Origin of the sequence: Salegentibacter maritimus (assembly GCF_016236915.1) — a bacterium.
In the GTDB taxonomy this organism is placed as follows: Bacteria; Bacteroidota; Bacteroidia; order Flavobacteriales; family Flavobacteriaceae; genus Salegentibacter; species Salegentibacter maritimus.
Genome location: NZ_JAEHOK010000008.1, coordinates 128,818 through 153,433, shown reverse-complemented (window position 1 = coordinate 153,433; position 24,616 = coordinate 128,818). Strand labels below are relative to the sequence as shown.

The window sequence follows — 24,616 nt, the reverse complement described above, 5'->3', positions numbered from 1 at the left end:
AATGAGTGGTCAAAGAACAGATATTATTTTATTATTAACGGGTACTATTGAGAGAAACTCTTCAGATGTCCTTGCAGTAAAGGATCCGGAGATAAGAAAGCAACAATACCTGGATGCTATCTCGTTCTATTTAAATCATACATCTTTTAAAATTATTTTTGCTGAAAACTCGGGAAATTCCCTGGCCAACGATTTTCCGGAGTCTGATAGATTGGAATTTATAAGCTTTAACTCTCCAAAAATTTCACCGGATAGGGGGAAAGGTTATAAAGAATTAGAGATTATGGATTATGCCATTAAAAATTCAAGGTTTATTAAGAATTCCAGTTTAATTGTTAAGATAACAGGTAGGTTAAAGGTTTTGAATATTAATAAGTTAGTTGGTTTTACTCATAATTTTGATTATTCAAATAATGGATTAATACTTTCTAATATTTACAAAAGACTAAAAATGGACTCGAGATGTTTTTTGTTTTCTATAGATTTCTGGCCTTACCTTCAGGAAAATGGAAAGGCAATTAATGTAGGTTTTTCATTTGAAAAAGCTTTATGGAAGGCAATTGTAGACTTTAAAAATAAAGGCAGTGGAACATATAGACAATTTTCTCAACCTTTAAGGATTAAAGGTATTAGCGGTGGCTTTGGAATGCCATATAAACATGGGGTATTAATAATTTTTGCTAAGAAGCTAAAGCACTATCTGAATTTTTATACCTATTCAGAAATTTTAAAATAAGTAGTTAAAAATGACTAATGATTAACTAATGCAAACCGTTTTTATAGCTTTTACCTTAAAGAATTCTTCGGTGGCCGAATTTTTTGTGAGCCTGGCAAATAAACTATCAAAAACGCATAGGGTATTTATTTTTACGTACGCCACTGAAGCTCATGATTTAAATTTGGATAGTTCTATAAAAGTTTTGGAGTGGCCTTCCAAAAGACCTACAAAACTTGCAGATTTTAGGTTTTTAGTGAAAAATATCCAGGAATATAAACCCAAAACTTTAATTGCCAGCTTTGGAGCGGTAAATCTGTTTATGCTCGCAGGTTTTCTATTAAAGGTGAAACACCGGGTGGCCTGGTACCATACCCTAACCAGCCAGTTAGAATTTAAGCGCCTGCTTTTTTGGAGAAAAAAAGCTATTTATAAACTTGCAACACGAATAATAGCCAACTCAGCATCGGCAGAATTAGATGTGATAAAGGCCTTTGGTATTAATAAAAATAAAGTAGAAGTTATTTCGAATGCTGTAAATAATCCTTGTATTACTGCTGAAACAAATAGGCATAAACTGGTTTATGCAGGAAGGTTACATAGTATAAAAGGAATTAAAGTACTTTTTAAGGCCCTGGAAATTGTTAAGGAAAAATATCCGGATATAATATTGGAAGTTATAGGTGGGGAAGATGAGCCAGGAATGAAAAGTGAACTCCTGCAGCTTACAAAGAAATTAAAATTAGAGGAAAATGTTCAGTTTGCCGGTAGCCGCCAAAAAGACTATGTACTGCAGGCCTTTTCAACAGCTTATTGCAGTATTGTTCCTTCTTATTTTGAAGCTTTTGGATATGTTGTAATTGAAAGTTTTTCGGTGCGTACGCCGGTAATAGGGTCTAATACTACAGGGATAGCCGAAATTATTCAAAATGAATCAAGCGGCTTATTGTTTGAACCTGGAAACCATGGGGAGTTGGCATCGCAAATAAATAGATTATTAACACGGCCGCAATTGAGGGGTAAACTTTCAAAAAAGGCATATGAGCAGTTTTTGAAGAAGTACGAATTAAACCGGGTAATAGGTGATTTTGTTGGGCAATCTATTATCTTTAAATAAGGTTTTTGGTTAAATGAACAGGGAAAGGGAGGAAATAAATAAAAGGCAAAGAGATTTTTATCAAAATTTCGATAAGAATTTACCCAGTAAGGCCTGGTCTTATTTTAGAAATAAGGCTTTGAATAGCCTTAAGAAACAAATTGGTGTAGAAAAAGATATTTATAATTTACATAAAAGCTGGTTTGGAGATCTTTCACAAAAAAAAGTACTTGATCTTGGGTGTTATGCCGGAAATGTTTTGAGCCTTCACCTGGCCCAACATTCTAAGGAATACCTGGGAATAGACCTTAGTCCTAAAGGGATAGCAGTTCTGAATAAAAGACTGGAAGGTATTGAAGGCGCCAACGCAAAAGTTATAGATTTTCTTTCAGAAGATTTTAAAGAGAAAGATTTCGACCTGATCTATGCTTACGGTGTTTTACATCATTTTAAAGATGTAGAGGAATTGATAGAAAAATTACAGGAAAAGCTAGCTCCCCGCGGAGAGATTATTGGTTATGATCCCCTTCAAACCAGCAGGCCTATAAAACTTTTAAGGAATCTATATAGACCTTTTCAAAGCGACCGGGATTGGGAATGGCCTTTTTCAAAAGAAACTTATTATAAATTTGAAAAGGCTTTTTATGTAAAAGAGCGGAGGGGAGTTTTGGGAAGGGCCAAATGGAGTGCCCTTCTAAATCTTTTACCTATTTCCGAAGAAAAAAAAATAACAAAGGCCAAAACCTGGCACCAGGAAGATTGGGAAAAATCTGTTAATAATGATAAACATTTGTTCTCCTGTATGCATATAAGTTTACGCCTTGTTAAAAAGCCTGTAAAATGAAATTTGCTGTTTTTACTCACGTAATTCATGGCATAAAAAACGGCAGATTTTATGCTTATAGTCCTTATATACGGGAAATGAATTTATGGCTGAAATATGTAGATGAAGTAGAAATTGTAGCAGCTTTAGAAGAAGAGAGTAATGAAGAAGGGGAGAATAGCCCACAAGGAGAATATTACAAGCATTCTAATATTACTTTTACCGAAATTTCACCTTTTCATCTACTAAACTTTCTTGCGGTTTTAGATACTTTACTAAAAATCCCATTTATTTTCTTTAGAATCCTGGGCGCGATGCACAGGGCAGATCATTTACATATACGCTGCCCGGGCAACATTGGATTATTGGCTGCAATTGCCCAAATTTTTTTTCCAAAGAAGCCCAAGACGGTAAAATATGCCGGGAATTGGGACCCTAAAGCTACCCAGCCCATCACCTATAAACTTCAGAAGAAAATTTTAGGAAATACTTTTTTAACCAGGAATACAAAAGTTTTGGTGTATGGTGACTGGCCACAGCAGTCTGATAATATTTTTCCTTTATTTACAGCGAGTTTTTCTGAAAAAGAAAAAGAACTTATTAAGAAAGACTTTAAACCACCTTATAAGTTTATTTTTTCCGGAAACCTTGTAGAAGGGAAAGGGGTTGACAAGGCAATTGAATTCATTAAAATTTTACGCACTAACAACCTGGACTGCCGGTTGGAGATTTATGGAGATGGTATCCTTGAAAATGACTTAAGAGAACTGGTCGAAAATGAAAGTTTAAAAAAACATGTGCATTTTAAGGGACGGGTAGATTTAGCAAATTTAAAAGAAGCTTATCGCGATGCACATTTTACGCTGCTTTTGTCCAAAAGTGAAGGCTGGCCTAAAGCAATTGCTGAAGGAATGTGGTATGGATGTATTCCAATCGCTACTTCTGTAAGTTGTGTGCCATGGATGCTAAATTACGGGGAGCGCGGTGTAATTATTTCGGATATAGATCAGAGAATAAAGAATAGAGAAAAAAGAGAAGAGAGAAGAGGTGATAAAGAAAATTTTCTGAGTAAACAACTACCGGATAAATTTCAGAGAGGCCGTCAGTTCGAGTGTTCCGACGAGAGTAGGGATGTATCGAGAACAGGTTTTTCTGAAAAAGATTTGTTAGAAATACTAAGCCTAATAACAAATCTGGAAAAATTAAAACAAATGTCTATTGCCGCCCAGAAATGGAGTCAGCAATATACACTGGAGAGGTTTGAAAGGGCAATCCGGGGAATTCTAGGAAAGCGCAACCCACAACCCTCAACTCACAACCTAAAATCAGGAACAGAGAACTCACAATCGACGGCCGATACAAAACAACAAACCTCAAACAACAAACTCCACTTACAACTCACAACTGACAACCCACAACTGACCACTGATAACCCCAAACAACAAACCCCAAACTATAAACAACTTCGGGTTTTACAACTAACCGATACCTTAAACCCCGGTGGAGCAGAGCGTATGGCAGTTAACCTGGCTAATTCCCTGAAGCTGGAAGTAGAGGCTTCCTATATATGTTGTACCAGGCAGGAAGGAATGTTAAAAAGGGAGCTGAAAAATGGAGTTGGATATTTGTTTTTGAACAAAAAACACAGTCTCGATCTACGAGCATTTTTGAAATTAAAAAGCTTTGTAAAAAAAGAACAAATAGAACTTGTTCATGCCCACGGGACTTCATGGTTTTGGGCTGCGCTTTTAAAATTATCTGGATTAAAAATAAAGCTGGTTTGGCATGATCACTACGGGGAATCGGAGCATCTGGAGCAAAGGAATATTAGAATTTTAAAACCTCTTTCCCGATATTTCGATGGAATAATTTCGGTTAACGAGGCCCTTAAAAATTGGGCGCAAGTAAAATTAAAGTCGCAAACAGTAGTGCAGCTGAACAATTTTATTTGCGTTTCAGACAGATCAAATACTGATAGTTCTTTAAAAGGCAGTTCCACTGATTTTAAAATTGTATGTGTCGCTAATCTCCGTCCACAGAAAGATCATCTAAATCTGCTTGCAGCTTTTGAGAAAATTAGTATAAAAGGGGTTAGTTTGCATCTTATTGGAGCCGATCCGGGTACTGCTTATTCAAAAATGCTTAGGAAAGAAATCCTGAACTCTACGAAGCCAATTTATTATTACGGAAGCATTACAGAAGTGGCAGGGCTACTTCATCAGGCCCATTTAGGAGTGTTGAGCTCCCGTTCTGAAGGTTTGCCGCTAGCACTTTTGGAATATGCTTTTGCCGGGTTGCCGGTAGTTTATACCAATGTTGGCCAATGTAAGGAGGTTATGGCAGAAAATGCTTTGGGAGTTCCTGCAAAAAACGCAGATGCCCTGGCTGCAGCTATTGAAAGATATTATTCGAATAATGAATTTGGAGAGCAGGATGCGAGATGCCTACAAAAAAGGATTAAAAAATTATATTCAAAAGAAGAGGTTCTTCCATTATTTTTAAAATTTTATAATAACTTGATAAAAGATAATGGCCGGCACAAGTAGATATCAATTTAATTATGTAGAACTGCTCCTGATTCATTTGGGAATGGCTTTGGCCGTATATTTTTTTCGACCTTCATCTTCATTTATTCTGTTAGGGGTTATTGTTTATTTCTTGTTTTTAACCATTGTAAATGAAAACAAGAATAACGAAGCACTCATGGGAGCGGCGTATATTGCCGGAGGAGAAGTGTTCTTTAGACAAACTGATGCCATGTTTTTTTACGAAACGGGAAAATATATGGTAATTGTTTTCTTACTAATAGGGATGTTCTTTAAAGGCACCTCTTCCCGTACCGCACCTTATTGGACCTATCTTTTTATACTCATTCCGGGAATAGTGGTGGCATCTATAACTATGAGCTATGATTCTGAAGTTAGAAAATTAGTTGCATTTAATTTAAGTGGCCCTGTTGCTTTAGGTGTCAGCGCAATTTATTGTTACTATAAAAAAATTCAAGAAAGGGATTTTAAGTCGGTTATTTCTTTTCTGTTAATGCCATTAATTGCGCATATGTTTTACTTATATCTTTATACACCCAGTATGATGGATGTAGGGATTAATCTTCAGGCAAATTATGCTGCTACCGGTGGGTATGGCCCTAATCAGATTTCTACGGTTTTTGGTTTTGGGGCTGTTTTGTTGGCTATGCGTTTATTTGTGGTTAGGCATAAACTTATAAACTTAATAGATCTGGTTTTATTAGGGATGATGGGGTATCGGGCTTTGATAACATTTTCTCGTGGAGGGGTGTTTACTGCTGTTATCTGTATAGCTGCATTCCTTATTTTCCTATATTATAAAAGAGCTGCTCGTGAGAGGAATCGTTTAAATTTTAAGATCTTTCTTCTTGGAGGTACAATTTTACTATTATGGTTGTTTTCATTAGTCCAAACCGGAGGGCTATTGGGAAATCGTTATACCAATAGGGATGCTGCCGGAGAATTAAAGAAAGATATAACCACCGGTAGGGCCGAATTGATAGAAACCGAATTACAGGCCTTTATTAATCATCCGGTTACCGGAATAGGAGTTGGAAAGGGATATGAATATAGACTGGAGAACCAGGGCATATCTATTGCCACCCACAATGAACTTAGTAGAATGCTATCTGAACACGGCTTGTTGGGGCTGGTTGCTATTCTTATTCTTATCCTGGTTCCTATAATTTTCTGGACAAAATTTAAGAACAATTATTATTTTTTGGCGTTCTTAGCCTTTTGGTTTTTAACCATTAATCATTCGGCTATGCGAATTGCCTTACCGGCATTTGTGTATGGATTGGCCTTATTATATATAGTAGATGACAAAAAGCATCCTGTACATAGGAAACGACTTACAAATCAATAGCTTTACAGCTACTTATATTTCTTTTTTCAGCAAAATGTTGCGTAAGGAAGGTTATAAGGTAAAAACTGCTTCTACCCGAAGCAATAAAGGACTGCGGCTTATTGAAATGTTGGGGCTGATTGTGCGCTATCATAAAACAACCGATGTGGTGCTTATTGATACCTATGGTGCTATGAACTTTTACTATGCCTATTTGGTTGCCAAAACCTGTCAGGCTTATCATGTAGATTATATTCCCATTTTACACGGTGGGAACCTTCCCGATCGTTTACGTGCTTCTAAAAAATTTAGCCAAAGCCTGTTTGGAAGGGCAAAGGTTAATATAGCACCATCTAAATTTTTGTACGATATTTTTAAAGCTGAAGGCTTTATTAATACCCAAATTATTCCAAATGCAATTCAAATGGAGAATTATCCGTTTAAAAAGCGAGAGGAATTTGCGCCTAAGTTGTTGTGGGTTAGGCGTTTTCAGAAGCGATATAATCCTATTATGGCTTTGGAAGTTTTGTTATTACTTAAAAAAGATTATCCAAAGGCAGCACTTTGTATGGTAGGGCCAGATAAGGATGGAACTATGAAAGCCTGTAAAAAATTTGCAGAGAAACACCAACTTAATGTGCGGTTTACGGGGAAGCTAAAGAAAAAAGATTGGGCAAAGCTTTCAAAAAATTATAACTTTTTTATAAATACCACCAATATAGATAATACCCCTATTAGCGTTATTGAGGCTATGAGTCTTGGATTGGCAGTGGTTTCTACCAATATTGGTGGTATGCCCATGCTTATTGATCATAATAAAAATGGGATATTGGTGCCGGTTAAGGATGCAAAAACCATGGCTTCCGAAATAAGTAAACTTGTTGAGGATAGTGAAAAGGCACAACTCCTGTCTAAAAATGCCAGGGATAAAGTAGAAGCTTTTGCCTGGAAAAAGGTGAAAACCGATTGGAATGAGATCCTAAACTCATGAAAAACTTGCTTTATATTGGTAATGAGTTACAGCCCAGGGGAGGTAGCCCAACTACAATAGATAGATTAGCTCCACTCTTTAAAAATGAAGGTTTTCAGGTGAAAACATCTTCCTCAAGAGAAAATCAGTTGTTGAGATTGGCAGAGATGATGACTTCTGTTATCAGCAATAAATCCTGGTTAGATGTGGTGCTTATAGACACTTATAGTACCAGAAATTTTTGGTATGCGGTGCTTACCGCAGAACTTTGTAAAAAACTCGCTTTGGATTATATTTTGTTGTTACATGGGGGCGAGCTGCCAAAAAGAATAAAAAAAAGCCCGGGATTATCGGCTTCTTTATTCGAACGTGCAAAACTAAATATTGCTCCTTCTTCCTATCTTTTTCAAAAATTTAAGGAAGCGGGTTTTAGAAATATTAAATACATACCTAATTTCATTTGTCTTGAAGATTACCCCTATAAAATAAGAAAAACTGTAGCTCCCAAATTACTATGGGTTCGGGCTTTTGCAAAAATTTACAATCCGATATTGGCCATAAAAGTTTTAGAAGAAGTTTTAAAAAACTATCCTAACGCACAGCTTTGTATGGTGGGGCCAAAAAAAGATGAATCTTATAAAGAATGCCTAACTTATGCAGAAGAGAATAACCTACCCGTAAAGTTTACCGGGAAATTATCAAAACCTGAATGGATTGAGCTTTCTAAAGATTATGATATTTTTCTAAACACCACGAATGTAGATAATACCCCTGTGAGTATCCTGGAAGCCATGGCTTTGGGGTTTCCTATTATTTCTACTGAAGTAGGAGGAATCCCTTATTTAATTCAGGATAAACAAAACGGATTGCTCGTGCCGCCAAAAAATAAACTGTCTATGGTAAATGCCGTTAGAAGCCTCTTAGGAAATTCGGTTTTAGCCGAAAACTTAAGTCAAAATGCAAGACAGAAGGCCGAAAAATTCGACTGGCAAATAGTAAAAAAAGATTGGAATGAGGTTTTAAAATAAATATGGAGGAAATAAGAAGGTGGTTTGTAATAACAGTAAAAAAATAGGAAATATTGGAAACTCCCGCAGCGATGATTTTTTCCATTTTATTTGATAATAAGAGGTAGAAATCAAAAAAAATATATCTTTAATCCCTAAGTAGGTAAACCATGTCTCAAAGGCCACTTTTACATTTTGAAATCTCTGAGCGTAAGGTATTACTACGCTTGTTAGACTCTGTGTGTATTTTAACCAGCCTTGGTTTAATAGGAGTTATCTTTGAATTCGATTACTTTAGAATAAATTCTGAGAACTGGTATTGGACCCTTGTATTGCTGCTTTATTTTAACTTTTTTGCAAGTATATTTGAACTCTACGATCTGCAAAAGGCTTCTAAGTTTGACAGTGTTTTGCAAAATTCTATACTTTGTTCTGCAACCACTGTGGGCTTCTATATGCTTACACCTATTTTAACACCAAGCCTTCCAGACAACAGGTTACAGATTCTTTTTTTCTTTCTTGCCATTTTGTTGCCATTGTTATTGTGGCGCTTAATTTATATCACTTTAATTTCATCTCCACGTTTTTATAAACGAGTATTGGTAGTTGGCAATTCTTTTGATATTAATCGAATTAGCTCCGATCTTCAAAAGACCGATCCAAACTATTTAGTGGTAGGTTATATTAAAACCGAAGATCAAATTCCATTAGAAATTAAGGAAGAAAAGTTAATTAGGTTTGAAGTTGAAGATATCAAGGCGGCTATTAAAAAATACCATATCAATGAAATTGTGGTAGCCAGTGGATATAAAAGGGGCTTAATGTTGTCGCTGTATAATCAATTAAGTTATTTATTAAAAAAGGGTTTTCCTATTAAGGATTATACCCAGGTTTATGAAGAAGTAACCCAAAGGATCCCGGTGCAACACGTAGACAAAGACTTTTACAGATATTTTCCTTTTAGTAGAAGTAATAAAAATACGTTTTATCAGGTTTTTTTTAGAATATTTGATGTGGTTATTGCCGTTATGGGCTTACTGTTTTTCGCATTCATTCTTCCTTTTATCTTATTGGCAAATCTATTAGGTAACCGTGGTTCACTTTTTTACCGACAGGAAAGAATAGGTAAATATGGCGATGTTTTTAGGATTTTAAAGTTAAGGACTATGGTTAAAGATGCTGAAGTGAATGGGCCACAATATGCCGAAAAAAATGATTTACGAACCACGCGCTTCGGAAAATTCTTAAGAAGATCGCGAATAGATGAAATTCCTCAGTTTTATAATGTTTTAAAGGGAGAGATGAGCCTGATAGGCCCCAGGCCTGAAAGACCTGTTTTTGTTGCAGAATTATCCAGGGCGATTCCTTTTTATGAAACCCGCCATATTGTAAAACCCGGTCTAACGGGTTGGGCCCAGGTAAAAGGTGAATATGGCAACGGCCAGGCCGACAGCCTGGTAAAATTGCAATACGATCTTTATTATATAAAACACCGAAGCATTTTTTTGGACCTAAGTATTTTACTAAAAACTTTTAGTACCGTAATTTTCTTTAGAGGGCAGTGATCCAGTATCCAGTATTCAGTATCCAGTTTTTAGTGGCCGTAAGCAGTTTTTTAGTTCCCGGTTTTCAGTTTATTAACGGACCACAGTTAATTTGAGAAGATATTTCGAGCCTCCTAGATAAAAATTTAAAAACGGCAGTGTTCAAAGTAAATTAAGAAGTGAAGTCTCACTACAATCTTCTCCCATTTTTTTAGGGTAGGTGGCTAAGGCGGAGGGGGTTCTTGTTGAAAACTATTCTTGTGTCAATTAATTATAAAATTCGTTATTGATATAGGAAGGTAGTAATCTATTGTTGTTTGCTGCTTTAACCTGGTCTATTTCGTTTATATTTTACAACTGCAAATAAGAAAATAAATAAAGCCAGAAATTGAGCAACCCGTGCTAAATAATCTCCATGTTTTACATAAAAAGTTTTATCGGTATTCAAATGGATAGTAGACTTTATGCTTCCCTGTTTTTCATAGCCGAGGCTTTTAGTGATCTCTCCTTTTTGATTGATAAAGGCTGAAATACCGGTATTGGCGCTACGTACTACATCACGCCTGGTTTCAATAGCCCTTAATTTTGCATAGCTTAGATGTTGGCGGTGGCCCTGTGTATTTCCCCACCAGGCATCATTGGTGATGATACTAAGGAAATTTGAACCATTTTCAATATAACCTGTAACAAATTCACCATAAACTGATTCATAACAAATAATAGGACCTGTATAATTCTCATTGTTTAGAGCAAAGGCTTCTCGTTCTTCCTGTGTGGTTTTCATGGCTACTGTGCCGCCAAGATCAATCATTACGTCCCCAAGAATAGGTTTTAAAACTTCCTGATACGGGAAATTTTCTACACCTACAACAAGCTTCGATTTATGGTAGAGCTCAGGTTTATTTTGGGCATTCATTAAAAAAGCCGAATTATAATCGTCGTACCAGTCGTTGGGGCCTATTTGATTGCTTTGTTCCCTAACTTTTGCCGGATCATTGAACCGTTCGTAGAAAGAGATTCCACTAAGGAAATTAACCTGTGGGTGGCTGTTAATAAGTTGTCTTGCAAAAAATGCCGCTTCAGATTTTTCAAAATTTGATAATACCGTGCCATCGGCAAAAACAGTTTCCGGGGCCACAACCAATTGTGTGTTTTCGCTAACTTTTTCTTCGCTTAGTTTTAATAATAATTCTCCAATTCGGGTATCGGTAGTATTGTATTTTTCGGTGTAAGGGTTAATATTGGGCTGTAAGATTACCACTTCCATGGTATCTCCTTTTTGCTCTATTTGGCTTAATAAAAGGTAAGAAATACCAATAGGAATTATAATAATAAGGCCTAATTTGAAAATGCCCCTATAGATTAAGTTTTTATCTTTAAACTCGTTATAAAGCAATACGGCTTTAAAGACGGCAATGTTGCCTAGCCATACCCAAAGTGTACCGCCAAAAGTCCCGGTATATTCATACCATTGTACCCAGTTTTGAAATTCTGAAAAGGCGTTTCCTAGATTTAGCCAGGGCCAGGAAAATTCCCAGGCAAGGTGTATTTTTTCAAAAACCATCCATATACTTACCAAAAAGGCTGCAGCCGCACTAAATCCGGTTCGTTTAGCTACAATATGATACAACATAAAGACCAGTGCCATTAGAAGGGAATTCACCAAAATCGCAAAAGCTCCACCAAAAGGTGTAGAGAAGTAGATCCAATAGGTTGTGATGAGGTTCCACAAGAAAAAGCTTAGGTACGCAAGGCCAAAAACTTTCCACTTTATATATTTTTCACCGGAATTTCGAACTTTAAATTCTGCATAAAGCAGAGGAACAAAAGCAAAAAATAAAAGTAAAGGAAAACCATAAGTGGGCCAGGCAAGTGCTAATAAAAGTCCGCTTGATACTGCGTAAATAAGATTTTTCATAAAAGGAAATTCTGCTCAAAAATAGCAAACTATTCTCTTTTAAAGAGGCTTCTGGCATTTCTTTGAAGTTAAAGCTTTTGTAATTGTTATTTCAGAAATTGAAAAAACTTGTAAAAACAGGTGGCAATTGCTTAGTTTAGTATTTTAGAAAACCAACCTATGACTATAAAAAGACATATTCCGAATTTTATAACGCTTTTGAATTTACTCTGCGGAACTATTGCTGTTATTTTTGCTGTGCAGGGAAGCCTCATTATGGCTGCCATATTTGTAGCAGCCGGGATTTTCTTCGATTTTTTTGATGGCCTGGCGGCAAGAAGTTTAAATGTGGCCGGCGAGCTTGGGTTACAATTAGATTCGCTGGCCGATGTAGTAACCAGTGGGGTTGTTCCGGGAATAGTGATGTATCAATTATTGAATAATGCGCTTCCGGGAGTTCCTCTCGCAGAAAATACCGGTTGGGATACAAACCAGGGCTGGTGGGAATGGAATTTTAATACGCTTGCGTTAATAGGCTTGTTAATAAGTTTAGCTTCGGCATATAGGTTGGCAAAGTTTAATGTGGACGATCGCCAAACCGATTCTTTTATAGGGGTGCCCACCCCAGCCAATGCTCTTTTAATTTTAAGTTTTCCGCTTATTTTAACCTATCAGCCAGATAGTTTTATCACCGATTTGATTTTAAATGAATGGTTTTTAATAGGGCTAACTTTTTTAAGTTGTTACCTTTTAAATGCCGAAATAAAGTTATTTGCGCTTAAATTTTCCAATTGGGGTCTTGCCGATAATAAACTACGTTACTTTTTCTTGCTTTTATGCCTGGTGCTTATCCTGGTTTTTCAATTTGTAGCTGTACCCTTAATTATATTAAGCTATGTACTTTTATCAATAGTATTTCCGAAGAAAGAGTAGGTGGGGTAATTGATTTATTGGTACCGCCAAAGGATGTAATACCCAAAGGCTTGCCTCGAAATTAAAAATTTGTTTCCAACGAATGTCTCTTGGGCTTGCCCCAAGTTAGTTTACTGTTTAGATAAAACCGCATTAGATCGTCGAGGCTGTCTGAAATGTCTGGTTTCGTCAAACTGAACTTGTTTCAGCTTCTAAGATATTTTTTTTATATCCCCGATAAAGAATCGGGGCAGGCTCTGAAATAAATTCAGGATGAGGATTTTAGGAAGTTTTCAGACAGCTACTTTTGTATTTGACTCCAGAACAAAATTCGGGATAGAGTCTGAAATAAGTTTAGCATGACGTCTTTTAGGCTCTTGTCTGGAAAGTAAAGCTTTTAAGGAGCAGCAATTATCTGTAATTTATTAATTACTTAAATATTTTTTTCTTTCTAAGTTCGAAGTTTTGGCCCAGGTAAACTTTTCGAACCATTTCATCTTCGGCAAGTTCTTCGGGTTGCCCATGTTTTAGGATACTTCCTTCAAACATAAGGTAAGTACGATCTGTAATAGCAAGGGTTTCCTGTACGTTATGGTCGGTAATAAGAATCCCTATATTTTTGTTTTTTAATTGGGCAACAATTCTTTGAATATCTTCTACTGCCACGGGGTCTACTCCCGCAAAAGGTTCATCCAGAAGAATAAAATTTGGGTCGGTTGCAAGTGCGCGTGCAATTTCAGTACGTCTTCTTTCCCCACCACTTAAAAGGTCACCTCGATTTTTACGAATGTGGTTTAATCCAAATTCTTCAATAAGGGTTTCCATTTTTTCATGGCGTTCTTCTTTAGAGAGATCGGTGAGTTCGAGTACGCTCATTATGTTGTCTTCAATACTTAGTTTCCTAAAAACCGAAGCTTCCTGGGCAAGATAACCAATACCATGTTGTGCCCTTTTATACATTGGATATTTGGTGATATTCACTTTGTCTAAAACAATATTGCCCGAATTTGGTTTAATAAGCCCAACAATCATATAAAAAGAAGTGGTTTTTCCGGCACCATTGGGCCCAAGCAAACCAACGATCTCCCCCTGGTTAACTTCCAAAGAGATACCCTTTACAACTTCCTTTCCTTTGTAGGCTTTAACTAAATTTTCGGCACGTAGTTTCATTTAAAAAAGTGATTTACAGCTAAGGTACATTTTTTATGCCAGCCTATTTCTGGTTAGCATCTTCTAAGGCGTCCCAATATTCATGGGCTCTTCGCAGGTGTGGAATAACAATAGTACCACCGATTAGAGTACCAATGCTTAAGGTTTCCATTACCTGGTCACGACTTAAGCCTTCTTTATAACTGGACTCCAGGTGATATTTTACACAATCGTCACATCTTAAAACCAACGAGGCTACCAGGCCAAGCAGTTCCTTTGTTTTTTTATCTACAGCGCCCTCGGTGAAGGCATTAGTGTCTAAATTGAAAATTCTTTTAAGCACCTTATTGTTTTCGCCAAGAATTTTATCGTTCATCTGCTGACGGTAAGCATTGAATTCGTCAACTTTATTGCTCATAGCTATCTTTTGTTAATTCTTCTTTGTTCTTGTTTATAGATTACTTTTGAAATAAGAATACTTACTTCATAAAGAATCAGTACCGGAATAGCGACAATTATCTGGCTCACTATATCGGGAGGGGTTATTATAGCTGATAGAATCAGTACAATTACCAAAGCATACTTTCGGTATTTTTTTAAGAATTGCGGTGTTACTACCCCAACCCTGGTTAGGAAATAAATCACGATGGGCAATTCAAAAATAAGTCCGCTGGCAAGCACTGAAGCTCTAACCAGGCCTATATAACTACTTAAATCGAAATCGTTAAAAACGGCTTCACTAACCTGGTATTTTCCGAGGAAATTTATAGATAGAGGAGTTACTACATAATAGCCAAAAACAACTCCGATAAAAAATAGTAGGGAGCTTATAAAAATAAATCCTTTGGCGTGTTTTCGCTCGTTATCGTGCATGGCGGGAGCCACAAACTTCCAAAATTGGTAAATAACATAAGGAAACGCAATAATAAACCCAGCCGTTATAGAGGTCCATACGTGGGCAGAGAATTGCCCGCCCATGGTTCTACTTTGAATTCTAAAAGGCATTTCATCAAAACAAAACCCGGCATCCAGGCCAAGTGATGTAGAAATTCTACATAGCATGTCGTAAGAAAAGAAATCGCCTCTACTTGGGCCAAAAAGTAATACGTCAAAGATAAATCCTTTTAAAAGAAAGGCTATAGAGCCGGCAATTACTATAGAGATAACCGCTCTTATTAAGTGCCATCTTAAATCTTCTAAATGGTCCAAAAAGGACATCTCTGGTTCAGGGGTGCCAATTTGCTTCATTATAAAATTCCTTCTCTAATTAAATTATGGATATGTACAACACCTGCGTAAGTATTATTTTCTACGGCTAGTAATTGGGAGATTTTATTTGCCTCCAACAATTCTAAAGCGTCTACCGCCAGGGAATCCTGTTCTATGGTTTTTGGTTTTGGGCTCATAATGTCGATGGCCTTAAGGTCTTTAAAGTTGGTGTTGTTTTTAAGCATTCGCCTAATATCACCATCGGTTATTATTCCTATAATTTTATTGTTTTCAACCACTGCGGTTACCCCTAACATTTTTTCAGATATTTCAATAATCGCATCGGTAACCGAAGTCTCGGGAGTTACCTGGGGTTTCAGGTTTTGAGCCGTAATATCGCTTACCCTTAAATACAGTTTCTTCCCAAGGGAGCCACCGGGATGGTATTTAGCAAAGTCTTTTCGGGAAAAGCCTTTCAGCTTTAAAAGGCAAATAGCCAGGGCATCGCCAATAACCATTTGTGCAGTAGTGCTGGTTGTAGGGGCAAGATTGTTTGGGCAGGCCTCTTTTTCAACAAAAGAGTTTAACACAAAATCAGATTCTTTACCTAGAAAAGAATCCTTATCTGCCGTAATTCCTATAAGCAGGTTTTGGAAATCTTTAATATAAGGTACCAGTACTTTTATTTCTGGACTATTTCCACTTTTAGAAATGCAAATTACCACATCGTCTTTTTGAATGGTACCAAGATCTCCATGAATAGCATCGGCTGCATGCATAAAAATAGCCGGTGTTCCGGTAGAATTTAAGGTAGCTACTATTTTGGTAGCAATAATAGCACTTTTTCCTATCCCCGTAAGGATTACCCTGCCTTTAGATTTGTATATTTGTTCTACGGCTGATGCAAACTCATGATCAATAACATTTTCCAGGTTTGCAATTGCTTTGGCCTCTATGGAAATGGTTTCTTTAGCTGCGGTAAGAATTTTTTCCTTCAGTTTCAAATTTTGATAAAATTAAGGATTGTGAGTTTAAAGAAATATGTATCTTTAGTTATGCAAATGTATGTAAAATTGTAAGACAATTGAATGAGTTTGACGGAAATTGATTTATACCAACAGCTAAAGAAGTACTTTGGATTTAGTCAGTTCAAAGGGCTTCAGGAAGAGGTGATTACCAGTATTGTAAAAGGAAATAATACTTTTGTGGTAATGCCCACCGGAGGGGGGAAATCCCTATGTTACCAACTCCCTGCGTTGATTGAAGAAGGAACAGCCATTGTGGTCTCGCCCCTTATTGCTTTAATGAAAAACCAGGTAGATGCTATTCGTAGTGTTTCTGAAGCACATGGCGTAGCCCATGTACTTAATTCGTCCCTCAATAAAACTGAAGTGAAGCAGGTGAAAGCCGATATCGAAAACGGTGTCTGTAAGTTGCTTTATGTAGCTCCTGAATCGCTTACCAAGGAAGACCATGTTGAGTTTTTAAAGCAACAAAAGATATCTTTTTTGGCCATAGATGAGGCTCATTGTATTAGTGAATGGGGGCACGATTTTAGACCCGAATATCGTAATTTGCGAAGTATTATTAAACGTATTGGGGATAACATTCCTATTATAGCGCTAACGGCTACCGCAACACCAAAAGTTCAGGAGGATATTCTAAAGAACCTGGGGATTCCTGATGCCAGAACATTTAAAGCCAGCTTTAACCGTCCAAATTTATACTACGAGGTAAGACCCAAAACAAAAAACGTAGATGCAGATATAATTCGGTTTATTAAACAGAATAGCGGAAAATCGGGAATTATCTATTGCTTAAGCAGGAAGAAGGTAGAAGAGCTTGCGCAAACCTTACAGGTAAATGGAATAAATGCTGTGCCATATCATGCCGGGCTGGATGCAAAAAAACGAAGTAAGCACCAGGATCAGTTTCTTATGGAAGATATTGATGTAGTTGTGGCTACTATTGCATTTGGTATGGGGATAGATAAACCTGATGTTCGTTTTGTTATTCATCATGATATTCCCAAAAGTATAGAAAGTTATTACCAGGAAACCGGTCGTGCCGGTAGAGATGGCGGAGAGGGGCATTGCCTTGCTTTTTATTCTTATAAAGACATAGAAAAGCTTGAGAAGTTTATGAGTGGCAAACCTGTGGCCGAACAGGAAATTGGTCACGCCCTCTTACAGGAAGTAGTAGCTTATGCCGAAACTTCAATCTCCCGAAGAAAGTTTATTCTACATTATTTTGGAGAAGAATTTGACTCAGAGAACGGTGAAGGGGCTTCCATGGATGACAATGTTAGAAACCCCAAGAAACAACATGAAGCCGGGGAAGAAGTGGAGCTTCTTCTAAAAACTGTGAAAGAAACCAAACAGCTATATAAATCTAAAGAAGTGGTAAAAACACTAATTGGAAAATCTAATGCTGTGATTTTATCACATAAAACCGATTCACATCCTTTATTTGGAAAAGGAAAGAATAGGGACGGAAAATATTGGATGGCCTTAATTAGACAGGTTTTGGTCGCGGGATATCTAAAGAAAGATATTGAAACTTATGGTGTGATAAAACTTACACCTAGGGGGCAAGAGTTTTTAGATAATCCGGGGTCTTTTATGATGACAGATGATCATATTTTTGACAGTACTACCGAAGCCGTTCCGGCAGCAAATCAAGCCGGTGGAGGCGTAGATAAAACGCTGGTAAAAATGCTTAAGGATTTACGAAAAAAAGTTGCCGTAAAAAATGAGGTTCCTCCGTTTGTTGTGTTTCAGGACCCTTCCCTGGAAGATATGGCCATTAAATATCCTATCTCTATAGAAGAACTAATCAATATTTATGGGGTAGGTGAGAATAAAGCGAAAAAGTTTGGAAAAGAATTCGTGGCTTTAATTCAGCGTTATGTTGAAGAAAATGAAATTATTAGGCCAGATGATTTGGTAGTCAAATCTACCGGGGCAAATTCGGCTTTAAAACTTTATATTATTCAAAATGTAGATAGAAAGCTGCCTTTAGATGATATTGCTTCGGCTAAAGGAATGGAGATGCCCGAGTTTATTAAGGAAATGGAAGCTATTGTTTATAGTGGCACCAAATTGAATATTAACTATTGGATAGATGATATTTTAGATGAAGACCAGCAGGAAGAAATCCATGAATACTTTTTAGAAGCTGAAACCGATAAAATTGATGAAGCTATTGAGGAGTTTGATGGCGATTATGACGATGAAGAACTTCGTTTATACCGAATTAAATTTATTAGTGAAGTGGCAAACTAGAGGTTGAAGGAGCAGAAGCGTTCTATTGATTTTTAGAATCTTCACCCTGAACTTGTTTCAGCGTCTAAGAAACTTGTAGTTTTAAACATTTTAAAAGCTTGAAACAAGTTCAGCTTGACGGGAGGGTAAAATTATCTACCACCGGCGGCTTGAAGATCTCTAATACATTCGGGGCCTAATTCAGGAATTCGGCCGCCTTCAATCTCATCTAGAATACCACTTCCAAATTCAATAGAAGCACGCATCAGGCAATCTTCTACATTGCAATGTCCTTCGTTATCATCGTCTTTATGGTCAGATTGTGGCTCTGTACCAATATCAACCAGCCCAAATAAATGGCCAAATTCGTGATTTAATACTGCAGATTCAATATCGCTTTTAACAGGGGCATTTGGCCTGGAAGCAAAATCGTCTATAGTGGCACCATATAAAACCATGGATGTATTTCTAAATGCCGAGCCAAGTGTTAGTTTGTTTTCTTCATCTTTTTCACTTTTTCCATCGGCTATATAGATATACACGGCAATTTCATCTCCTGCATTATAGGCAGTGCGGGTTTCTTCTTCAATATCTACAATTTCCTCTATAGTGAACGGTGCTTTTCCGGAAGATGAAACTGCTCTCAGGTTAATTTTAATTCCATCGGGTTTAAAAGTACGTTCTTCCAGGAATTTTTTAAAATTGGCAAGGGCGGCCTGGCTGGGGGCAAATCCGTTTACATATACAATTTCTATATTCATAGAAGTAAATTCAGCGTCGCTTAAAAGCTGCGAAGCAGAATCACCAAGACCTTGTAAGTTTGCGGTTTTATCTATTCCCGGTGTTACATCATCTTCGGCATTGTCTGAAGAGCATGAAACACTTAACAGAGAAATAAAAATTAAAAGAAGTGTGTATTTATATTTAAACATTAAAAGGCATTTTTTTGTAAAAATAGAAATTTATTGATTTAAAGGCTGTAATTCAGCTAAATAATCGAAGTGCTTTCCTTTTTTTATAAGCTTGCAACTAAAATTATTGGTTTCGGCGGCAAAGTTAAGCGTCTGGAAATCTATATAAAGCCAGTCAAAGTAATTTGAGCTTTCTCCTTTATAGGAAACTTTAAATTGTAACTCACCATAATAAGCCGCTTCGGAATCTACCCAAATCCCACCATCTTCATCGCGGTCAAATAAATAACTGAGATCTGAAGAATCCAGCAGTATTTTACCACCGGTATGAAGTAGTTGCTTTGCTTTTTTAAAGAATCTATCTAAGTTTTTTAACTTCCCAATAATTCCGCTACCATTCATAAGTAATAATATGGTATCGAATTTTTCATCTTTTAATTCAAAAAAATCAATATTTCGTGCATCTTTAATTCCGCGAAGACGGCAAACTTCAACAGCACCTGCAGAAGTGTCGATAGCCGTAACTTTTAATTTTTTTTCTTGCTGAAGATAAATCGAATGGCTTCCTGCTCCACAACCTACATCTAAAACATTGCCGGTACAAAGTTGTAAGGCTTTTTGCTCTAAAGCAGGCATTTCGGCATACTCCCTAAACAAATAAGGAACCGGAATCACATCATCATCAAAATCTGGTGAATGTACCGTAATGTCGGTCGTATCTTTTTTGTGATAAAAAGCCGAGATAGCTTTTCCAAAAATATCTTTTATTGAAGTTTCCTGATTCATGAATTCGGTATTGCCTGGTTTTATATCTTTGCCCTATGGAAGAAATCCTGAAAAATCTCCCTGAAAAGGCCAAAGATAAGCATAAGGAAAATAAGAAGTTTTTTGCAAAGCTTAGAAAAAAGCCGCCTAAAAACCTGGATAGGCAAATGCAGGAAATGCACGAAGAGGAATTTTCCCGAACCAATTGCCTGGATTGTGCTAATTGTTGTAAAACTACCGGCCCTCTTTTTACCAATAAAGATATAGAACGCATTAGCAAGCATTTAAAACTAAAGCCTCAGCAATTTATTGAACAATATTTGCGTATAGATGAAGATAAAGATTATGTGTTACAGCAGGTGCCCTGTACATTTTTAGCAGCAGATAATTATTGTTTAATCTATGAGGTGCGACCAAAAGCCTGCCGGGAATTCCCTCATACAGATCGAAAAGATTTTCATAAAATATCTAATCTTACCTTAAAAAATACCGCAATATGTCCTGCTGCTTTTAATATTGTTGAGGAGATGAAGAGAAGGCTAAAAGTCTAATGTTTTTGCCTGAAATAACCTACTCTTCTCTTTACTAGGTTTACTTTTCGGTACCTTTTTATCATTAAAAAATACAAGATTGGTCCAAACAATGGCAAGAAGATAATTATTAGTAGCCAAATTAGTTGATGCCTTCCTTTTAAGTTCTTTCTTAATAAACTTACAATAGCTAAGACTGCCATCATTAGGACGGCCAGCATAAAAGCCGAAGCCCAAAAGCCAGAAGTATCTAAATTTATCACAATGAAATATTTACCCGATAATCGAGATTTATCCCGATAATTATCGGGACTCCGAGGCTTACCTCGAAATAATAAATGTTTCTATTTAATGCCTCGTTGATTTACCACGAGGTATCTTACCTTAATATAGTAAATATTTTTCTCGTTTTTCTGAAAATTTTGCTAATCCTTCTTGCCAGGATTCCCTTATTTTCCCTGCAGATAATCCTTCTTCTATTTGAGTCTGTAATTGTTTAGTTCCGGCCAGTTTGGTAAAAAAGGCGTTAAAGAATGTGTCTTTATTTTCGGTATTTTGATAAGCTTCAATGAGCCATTCTAAATTTATATTATCTATAGGTTGTATTTCGCTAAGATCTCTTCCATAACATTTTTTTCCTAAGTGTTTTGGGTTTTTTGCCCCGGCTTTAGATGTTGGCGTGTAGGTGAAATCAAAATAATCTTCAGCTAAATAGGGGGAGCCAAATACCTGGAACTGCTTATCGGTTCCACGACCGGCGTTTACATTGGTGCCTTCAAAGAAACATAAACTTGGGTATAGGTTTATTGCCTGGGCATTGGGTAAATTTGGAGAAGGTTTTATCGGAAGATCGTAAGCTTTGGAGTGGTCGTAATTTTCCATTTCTATTACCTTTAGCTTACATTGAATACCTTCTTTTAACCATTTTTCGCCATTTATCATTTTTGCGTATTCCCCCATAGTTAATCCATGAACTGTAGGAATAGGGTGCATACCCACAAAACTTTTGAATTCGGTTTCCAGTATTGGTCCATCTATATAATGGCCGTTTGGGTTAGGGCGATCAAAAACAATAAGCTCCACATCATTCTCAGCACAGGCTTCCATTACATAATGTAAAGACGAAATATAGGTGTAAAATCTTGTGCCTACATCTTGCAGGTCAAAAATTAAAACATCAAGATCTTTTAATTGTTCGGCTTTTGGCTTTTTGTTATCGCCATAAAGTGAAATTACCGGAAGACCGGTTTGTGCATCTTTACCATCTTCTACTGCTTCTCCGGCATCAGCAGTGCCGCGAAAACCGTGCTCGGGAGCAAAACCTTTTACCAGGTTAACCTCCAGGGCAAGTAACGAATCTACCACGTGCGTAAATCCTCCTTCTTTATTCTTCATAATAGAAGTTTGGTTTCCTACAATCCCTACTTTTTTTCCTTCCAGGAGTGGAAGATAGGCTTGGGTACGGTTGGCTGCCAGTATTATTTCCTGATCTTCAACTTCTTTATTAGTAATTGCAATATCTTTTGAGTTTTGCTCTTTCTTATTTTGGTTTCCGCAGGAAAGAATACCTATAAAAGCGAATAAAAACGTACTTTTGAATAACCTTTTAAGCATTGTGATAGATTGAATTTTGAATTTTTTGTTGTTAAACGCCTAATTGGCGGTAAAGATCATAAAAGTAGTATTTCTGCACCTATTATAAAAATAGCAATTGCAGCAATTGCTATTGGAGTGGTGATGATGTTGGTTTCTTTTGCCACAGGCCTTGGTTTGCAGGAAAAAATAAGGGATAAAATTGCCGCGTTCAACGGGCATATCAATATCTCTAATTACGATAATAATAGTTCGCAGGTTACCCTTACACCGGTAGATAAAAACCAGGAATTTTACCCTGAATTCAATTCCATAGACGGCATTGCCCATGTACAGGCGGTAGCTACCAAGTTTGGTATTATTAGAACTGAAACCGACTTTGAAGGGGTGGTGGTAAAAGGGGTAGGAACCGATTATAACTGGAGCTATTTTAAAGACTTTTTGGTTGAAGGAGAGCTGCCCAATGTTGAAGATAAATTAAATGATGAGGTTATTATCTCTTCTTATCTGGCTAATAGACTTCAACTAAGTGTAGGCGATAAAGTACCCACCTACTTTTTAAGGGATGGAAGTGAACGCCCTTTAACCCGTGGCTTTGTGATTACCGGAATTTACGATTCGGGTTTTATGGAGTTTGATAAGCTGTATGTATTGGCAGATATTCGCCATATACAACGCCTTAATCGTTGGGAAGCTAATCAGGTAGGGAATTTTGAGATTTTCCTGGATGATTTTAATGAAATTGATATAAAAGGCCAGGAGGTTTATGAAAACACAGGCTCGTTTTTAGACACCCAAACCATTACCCAAAATTATTATTCCATCTTTGAATGGCTCGCACTTTTCGATTTTAATATTGCGCTAATTATAGGAATTATGATTTTGGTGGCGGGAATAAATATGATTACGGCTTTATTGGTTTTAATTTTGGAACGTACCCAAATGATTGGTATTTTAAAAGCACTGGGTGGAAACGACTGGAGTATTAGAAAAATTTTTCTTTACAATGCGGGGTATCTTATTGTAAAGGGACTTTTTTGGGGGAATTTAATAGGGCTGGGGCTGTTGTTAATTCAGAAATATTTTAAACTAATTCCATTAAACCCGGCAACCTATTATGTTACTGAGGTTCCAGTATATCTAAACTGGGACTATATTTTTGCCGTAAATTTAGGTACGCTGGTTTTGTGTATGCTAATGCTGATTATTCCTTCAGTAATAATTTCAAAAATTTCTCCGTCCAGAGCCATAAAATTTGAATAAAGTTTAAAAAATCAAGAGATTTTGCTATTTCTGTTGAAGTAGATTCAATTTTTTACCTTTGCAAATTCAAAAATAGAGACATGGACTATGTAGATAATATATTGGGAACCATTGGGAATACCCCTATGGTGAAGATGAATAAGATTACTAAAGAGATTGATGCCCTTGTTTTGGCTAAATACGAAACTTTTAATCCGGGGAATTCGGTGAAAGATCGTATGGCTGTAAAAATGGTAGAAGAAGCTGAAGCTACCGGGAAATTGAAACCGGGAGGAACTATTATTGAAGGTACCTCAGGGAATACCGGAATGGGGCTCGCACTTGCTGCCATAGTGAAAGGTTATAAAATGATTTGCGTGCTTTCTGATAAACAGAGCAAAGAGAAAATTGATATTTTAAAAGCGGTAGGCTGCCAGGTAGTAGTTTGCCCTACCGAAGTAGCACCAGACGATCCCAGATCTTATTATTCGACTTCAAAAAGAATGGCCGAAGAAATACCAAATTCCTGGTATGTGAATCAATACGACAACCTGGCAAATACCAAAGCGCATTACGAAAGTACCGGCCCCGAAATTTGGGAACAAACCGATGGGAAAGTGACGCATTTTGTGGTAGGAGTTGGTACCGGCGGAACTATCTCTGGGGTTGGTAAATATTTAAAAGAAAAAAATCCCAATATTAAAGTATGGGGTATTGATACCTACGGCTCGGTTTTTAAGAAATACCACGAAACTGGTGAGTTTGATGAAAATGAAATCTATCCCTACGTAACTGAAGGGATTGGGGAGGATATTTTGCCCAAAAATGTAGATTTTAGTGTAATTGATGGTTTTACCAAAGTAACCGATAAAGATGCTGCTATTTATACCAGAAAGCTTGCCGAAGAAGAAGGTTTCTTTTTAGGAAACTCGGCAGGAGCGGCAGCAAAAGGTTTACTTCAGTTAAAAGAACATTTCACCAAAGACGATGTGGTGGTAGTTTTATTTCACGACCACGGTAGCCGCTACGTAGGTAAAATTTTTAACGACGATTGGATGAGAAAACAAGGCTTTTTAGATTAACCTATGAGAGCTAACTGATTTTAGGTGACCTATAA

At 36.9% G+C, this 24,616-nt stretch carries 22 protein-coding genes; 13 read left to right on the top strand and 9 right to left on the bottom strand.

The features are described from left to right. Window position 1 precedes the first annotated feature (1 nt). The 8 genes from I6U49_RS08120 to I6U49_RS08085 all read left to right on the top strand — a co-directional run bounded on the left by I6U49_RS08120 (window position 2) and on the right by I6U49_RS08085 (window position 10,049). The gene (locus I6U49_RS08120) at window positions 2–736 is read left to right on the top strand and encodes a hypothetical protein (RefSeq protein ID WP_193710476.1); all 735 of its coding nucleotides are present in this window, start codon (window positions 2–4) and stop codon (window positions 734–736) included. Between the two features lie 28 nt (window positions 737–764). Continuing rightward, complete coding sequence (locus tag I6U49_RS08115; protein WP_198628278.1) at window positions 765–1,832, top strand: glycosyltransferase family 4 protein; 1,068 nt, start codon at window positions 765–767, stop codon at window positions 1,830–1,832. Between the two features lie 13 nt (window positions 1,833–1,845). Continuing rightward, the gene (locus I6U49_RS08110) at window positions 1,846–2,655 is read left to right on the top strand and encodes a class I SAM-dependent methyltransferase (protein WP_198628277.1); all 810 of its coding nucleotides are present in this window, start codon (window positions 1,846–1,848) and stop codon (window positions 2,653–2,655) included. Next, window positions 2,652–5,180, top strand: coding sequence for a glycosyltransferase (locus tag I6U49_RS08105; protein WP_198628276.1), 2,529 nt, complete (start codon window positions 2,652–2,654; stop codon window positions 5,178–5,180). Before I6U49_RS08110 ends, I6U49_RS08105 begins: the two co-directional genes overlap by 4 nt. Beyond that, window positions 5,164–6,528 carry an O-antigen ligase family protein gene (locus I6U49_RS08100; protein ID WP_198628275.1) on the top strand — a complete coding sequence of 455 codons (1,365 nt, stop codon included), beginning with the start codon at window positions 5,164–5,166 and terminating at the stop codon, window positions 6,526–6,528. The genes I6U49_RS08105 and I6U49_RS08100 overlap by 17 nt, the downstream gene beginning before the upstream one ends. Next, window positions 6,482–7,498 (top strand): glycosyltransferase family 4 protein, encoded by a 1,017-nt coding sequence (locus I6U49_RS08095; RefSeq protein ID WP_193710483.1) that lies wholly within the window; start codon window positions 6,482–6,484, stop codon window positions 7,496–7,498. The genes I6U49_RS08100 and I6U49_RS08095 overlap by 47 nt, the downstream gene beginning before the upstream one ends. After that, on the top strand, window positions 7,495–8,505 hold the full coding sequence (locus tag I6U49_RS08090) for a glycosyltransferase family 4 protein (protein WP_198628274.1): 1,011 nt from the start codon (window positions 7,495–7,497) through the stop codon (window positions 8,503–8,505). The genes I6U49_RS08095 and I6U49_RS08090 overlap by 4 nt, the downstream gene beginning before the upstream one ends. A 149-nt stretch (window positions 8,506–8,654) precedes the next feature. Next, complete coding sequence (locus tag I6U49_RS08085) at window positions 8,655–10,049, top strand: exopolysaccharide biosynthesis polyprenyl glycosylphosphotransferase (protein ID WP_198628273.1); 1,395 nt, start codon at window positions 8,655–8,657, stop codon at window positions 10,047–10,049. A 304-nt stretch (window positions 10,050–10,353) separates the two neighbouring features. On the opposite strand, the gene lnt is transcribed toward I6U49_RS08085, so the two are convergent. Continuing rightward, a complete protein-coding gene (gene lnt, locus I6U49_RS08080; RefSeq protein ID WP_198628272.1) occupies window positions 10,354–11,946 on the bottom strand; it encodes an apolipoprotein N-acyltransferase in 1,593 nt (530 codons plus the stop codon). 159 nt (window positions 11,947–12,105) lie between these two features. Between lnt and I6U49_RS08075 the strand changes: the two genes are divergently transcribed. Then, window positions 12,106–12,858, top strand: a complete 753-nt coding sequence (locus I6U49_RS08075) for a CDP-alcohol phosphatidyltransferase family protein (protein WP_198628271.1) — start codon at window positions 12,106–12,108, stop codon at window positions 12,856–12,858. Between the two features lie 408 nt (window positions 12,859–13,266). Here the strand turns inward: I6U49_RS08075 and lptB are convergent, their stop codons facing one another. Genes lptB through I6U49_RS08055 form a run of 4 tightly spaced genes read right to left on the bottom strand, consistent with a single transcriptional unit; the run spans window position 13,267 to window position 16,199 of the window. After that, window positions 13,267–14,007, bottom strand: coding sequence for an LPS export ABC transporter ATP-binding protein (gene lptB, locus I6U49_RS08070; protein WP_193710488.1), 741 nt, complete (start codon window positions 14,005–14,007; stop codon window positions 13,267–13,269). A 43-nt stretch (window positions 14,008–14,050) separates the two neighbouring features. Further along, window positions 14,051–14,404, bottom strand: coding sequence for a carboxymuconolactone decarboxylase family protein (locus tag I6U49_RS08065; RefSeq protein ID WP_193710489.1), 354 nt, complete (start codon window positions 14,402–14,404; stop codon window positions 14,051–14,053). A 2-nt stretch (window positions 14,405–14,406) separates the two neighbouring features. Then, window positions 14,407–15,234 carry a twin-arginine translocase subunit TatC gene (gene tatC, locus I6U49_RS08060; RefSeq protein ID WP_193710490.1) on the bottom strand — a complete coding sequence of 276 codons (828 nt, stop codon included), beginning with the start codon at window positions 15,232–15,234 and terminating at the stop codon, window positions 14,407–14,409. After that, window positions 15,234–16,199: a KpsF/GutQ family sugar-phosphate isomerase gene (locus I6U49_RS08055; RefSeq protein ID WP_198628270.1), complete on the bottom strand. Its 966-nt coding sequence runs from the start codon at window positions 16,197–16,199 to the stop codon at window positions 15,234–15,236. Before I6U49_RS08055 ends, tatC begins: the two co-directional genes overlap by 1 nt. 84 nt (window positions 16,200–16,283) lie before the next feature. On the opposite strand from I6U49_RS08055, the gene recQ reads away from it, so the two are divergent. Then, complete coding sequence (gene recQ / locus I6U49_RS08050) at window positions 16,284–18,479, top strand: DNA helicase RecQ (RefSeq protein WP_193710492.1); 2,196 nt, start codon at window positions 16,284–16,286, stop codon at window positions 18,477–18,479. A 131-nt stretch (window positions 18,480–18,610) separates the two neighbouring features. On the opposite strand, the gene I6U49_RS08045 is transcribed toward recQ, so the two are convergent. Both I6U49_RS08045 and I6U49_RS08040 read right to left on the bottom strand, forming a co-directional pair. Next, window positions 18,611–19,390, bottom strand: coding sequence for a zinc metalloprotease (locus I6U49_RS08045; RefSeq protein WP_198628269.1), 780 nt, complete (start codon window positions 19,388–19,390; stop codon window positions 18,611–18,613). A 30-nt stretch (window positions 19,391–19,420) separates the two neighbouring features. Next, window positions 19,421–20,155, bottom strand: a complete 735-nt coding sequence (locus tag I6U49_RS08040) for a class I SAM-dependent methyltransferase (protein ID WP_198628268.1) — start codon at window positions 20,153–20,155, stop codon at window positions 19,421–19,423. 35 nt (window positions 20,156–20,190) lie between these two features. Between I6U49_RS08040 and I6U49_RS08035 the strand changes: the two genes are divergently transcribed. Beyond that, window positions 20,191–20,685 carry a YkgJ family cysteine cluster protein gene (locus I6U49_RS08035; RefSeq protein WP_198628267.1) on the top strand — a complete coding sequence of 165 codons (495 nt, stop codon included), beginning with the start codon at window positions 20,191–20,193 and terminating at the stop codon, window positions 20,683–20,685. On the opposite strand, the gene I6U49_RS17280 is transcribed toward I6U49_RS08035, so the two are convergent. Continuing rightward, entirely contained in the window at window positions 20,682–20,867 is a 186-nt protein-coding gene (locus I6U49_RS17280; RefSeq protein WP_353956832.1) for a PLDc N-terminal domain-containing protein, read from the bottom strand. The two genes, I6U49_RS08035 and I6U49_RS17280, sit on opposite strands and share 4 nt — an antisense overlap. Window positions 20,868–21,048: 181 nt before the next feature. After that, window positions 21,049–22,278: an exo-beta-N-acetylmuramidase NamZ family protein gene (locus I6U49_RS08025; protein WP_198628265.1), complete on the bottom strand. Its 1,230-nt coding sequence runs from the start codon at window positions 22,276–22,278 to the stop codon at window positions 21,049–21,051. 9 nt (window positions 22,279–22,287) lie between these two features. On the opposite strand from I6U49_RS08025, the gene I6U49_RS08020 reads away from it, so the two are divergent. Next, a complete protein-coding gene (locus I6U49_RS08020) occupies window positions 22,288–23,520 on the top strand; it encodes an ABC transporter permease (RefSeq protein ID WP_193710498.1) in 1,233 nt (410 codons plus the stop codon). Between the two features lie 80 nt (window positions 23,521–23,600). Next, on the top strand, window positions 23,601–24,581 hold the full coding sequence (locus I6U49_RS08015) for a PLP-dependent cysteine synthase family protein (RefSeq protein ID WP_198628264.1): 981 nt from the start codon (window positions 23,601–23,603) through the stop codon (window positions 24,579–24,581). Window positions 24,582–24,616: the final 35 nt, after the last annotated feature.

Bases quoted from the DNA above. Each gene is read 5' to 3' on its own strand.
- I6U49_RS08040 (WP_198628268.1), bottom strand. From the start codon at position 20,155: ATGAATCAGGAAACTTCAATAAAAGATATTTTTGGAAAAGCTATCTCG.
- I6U49_RS08085 (WP_198628273.1), top strand. From the start codon at position 8,655: ATGTCTCAAAGGCCACTTTTACATTTTGAAATCTCTGAGCGTAAGGTA.
- I6U49_RS08090 (WP_198628274.1), top strand. From the start codon at position 7,495: ATGAAAAACTTGCTTTATATTGGTAATGAGTTACAGCCCAGGGGAGGT.
- I6U49_RS08110 (WP_198628277.1), top strand. From the start codon at position 1,846: ATGAACAGGGAAAGGGAGGAAATAAATAAAAGGCAAAGAGATTTTTAT.
- I6U49_RS08120 (WP_193710476.1), top strand. From the start codon at position 2: ATGAGTGGTCAAAGAACAGATATTATTTTATTATTAACGGGTACTATT.
- lptB (WP_193710488.1), bottom strand. From the start codon at position 14,007: ATGAAACTACGTGCCGAAAATTTAGTTAAAGCCTACAAAGGAAAGGAA.
- I6U49_RS17280 (WP_353956832.1), bottom strand. From the start codon at position 20,867: ATGGCAGTCTTAGCTATTGTAAGTTTATTAAGAAAGAACTTAAAAGGA.
- I6U49_RS08075 (WP_198628271.1), top strand. From the start codon at position 12,106: ATGACTATAAAAAGACATATTCCGAATTTTATAACGCTTTTGAATTTA.
- recQ (WP_193710492.1), top strand. From the start codon at position 16,284: ATGAGTTTGACGGAAATTGATTTATACCAACAGCTAAAGAAGTACTTT.
- I6U49_RS08065 (WP_193710489.1), bottom strand. From the start codon at position 14,404: ATGAGCAATAAAGTTGACGAATTCAATGCTTACCGTCAGCAGATGAAC.
- I6U49_RS08045 (WP_198628269.1), bottom strand. From the start codon at position 19,390: ATGTTTAAATATAAATACACACTTCTTTTAATTTTTATTTCTCTGTTA.
- I6U49_RS08095 (WP_193710483.1), top strand. From the start codon at position 6,482: ATGACAAAAAGCATCCTGTACATAGGAAACGACTTACAAATCAATAGC.
- I6U49_RS08105 (WP_198628276.1), top strand. From the start codon at position 2,652: ATGAAATTTGCTGTTTTTACTCACGTAATTCATGGCATAAAAAACGGC.
- I6U49_RS08115 (WP_198628278.1), top strand. From the start codon at position 765: ATGCAAACCGTTTTTATAGCTTTTACCTTAAAGAATTCTTCGGTGGCC.
- tatC (WP_193710490.1), bottom strand. From the start codon at position 15,234: ATGAAGCAAATTGGCACCCCTGAACCAGAGATGTCCTTTTTGGACCAT.
- I6U49_RS08035 (WP_198628267.1), top strand. From the start codon at position 20,191: ATGGAAGAAATCCTGAAAAATCTCCCTGAAAAGGCCAAAGATAAGCAT.
- I6U49_RS08025 (WP_198628265.1), bottom strand. From the start codon at position 22,278: ATGCTTAAAAGGTTATTCAAAAGTACGTTTTTATTCGCTTTTATAGGT.
- lnt (WP_198628272.1), bottom strand. From the start codon at position 11,946: ATGAAAAATCTTATTTACGCAGTATCAAGCGGACTTTTATTAGCACTT.
- I6U49_RS08100 (WP_198628275.1), top strand. From the start codon at position 5,164: ATGGCCGGCACAAGTAGATATCAATTTAATTATGTAGAACTGCTCCTG.
- I6U49_RS08015 (WP_198628264.1), top strand. From the start codon at position 23,601: ATGGACTATGTAGATAATATATTGGGAACCATTGGGAATACCCCTATG.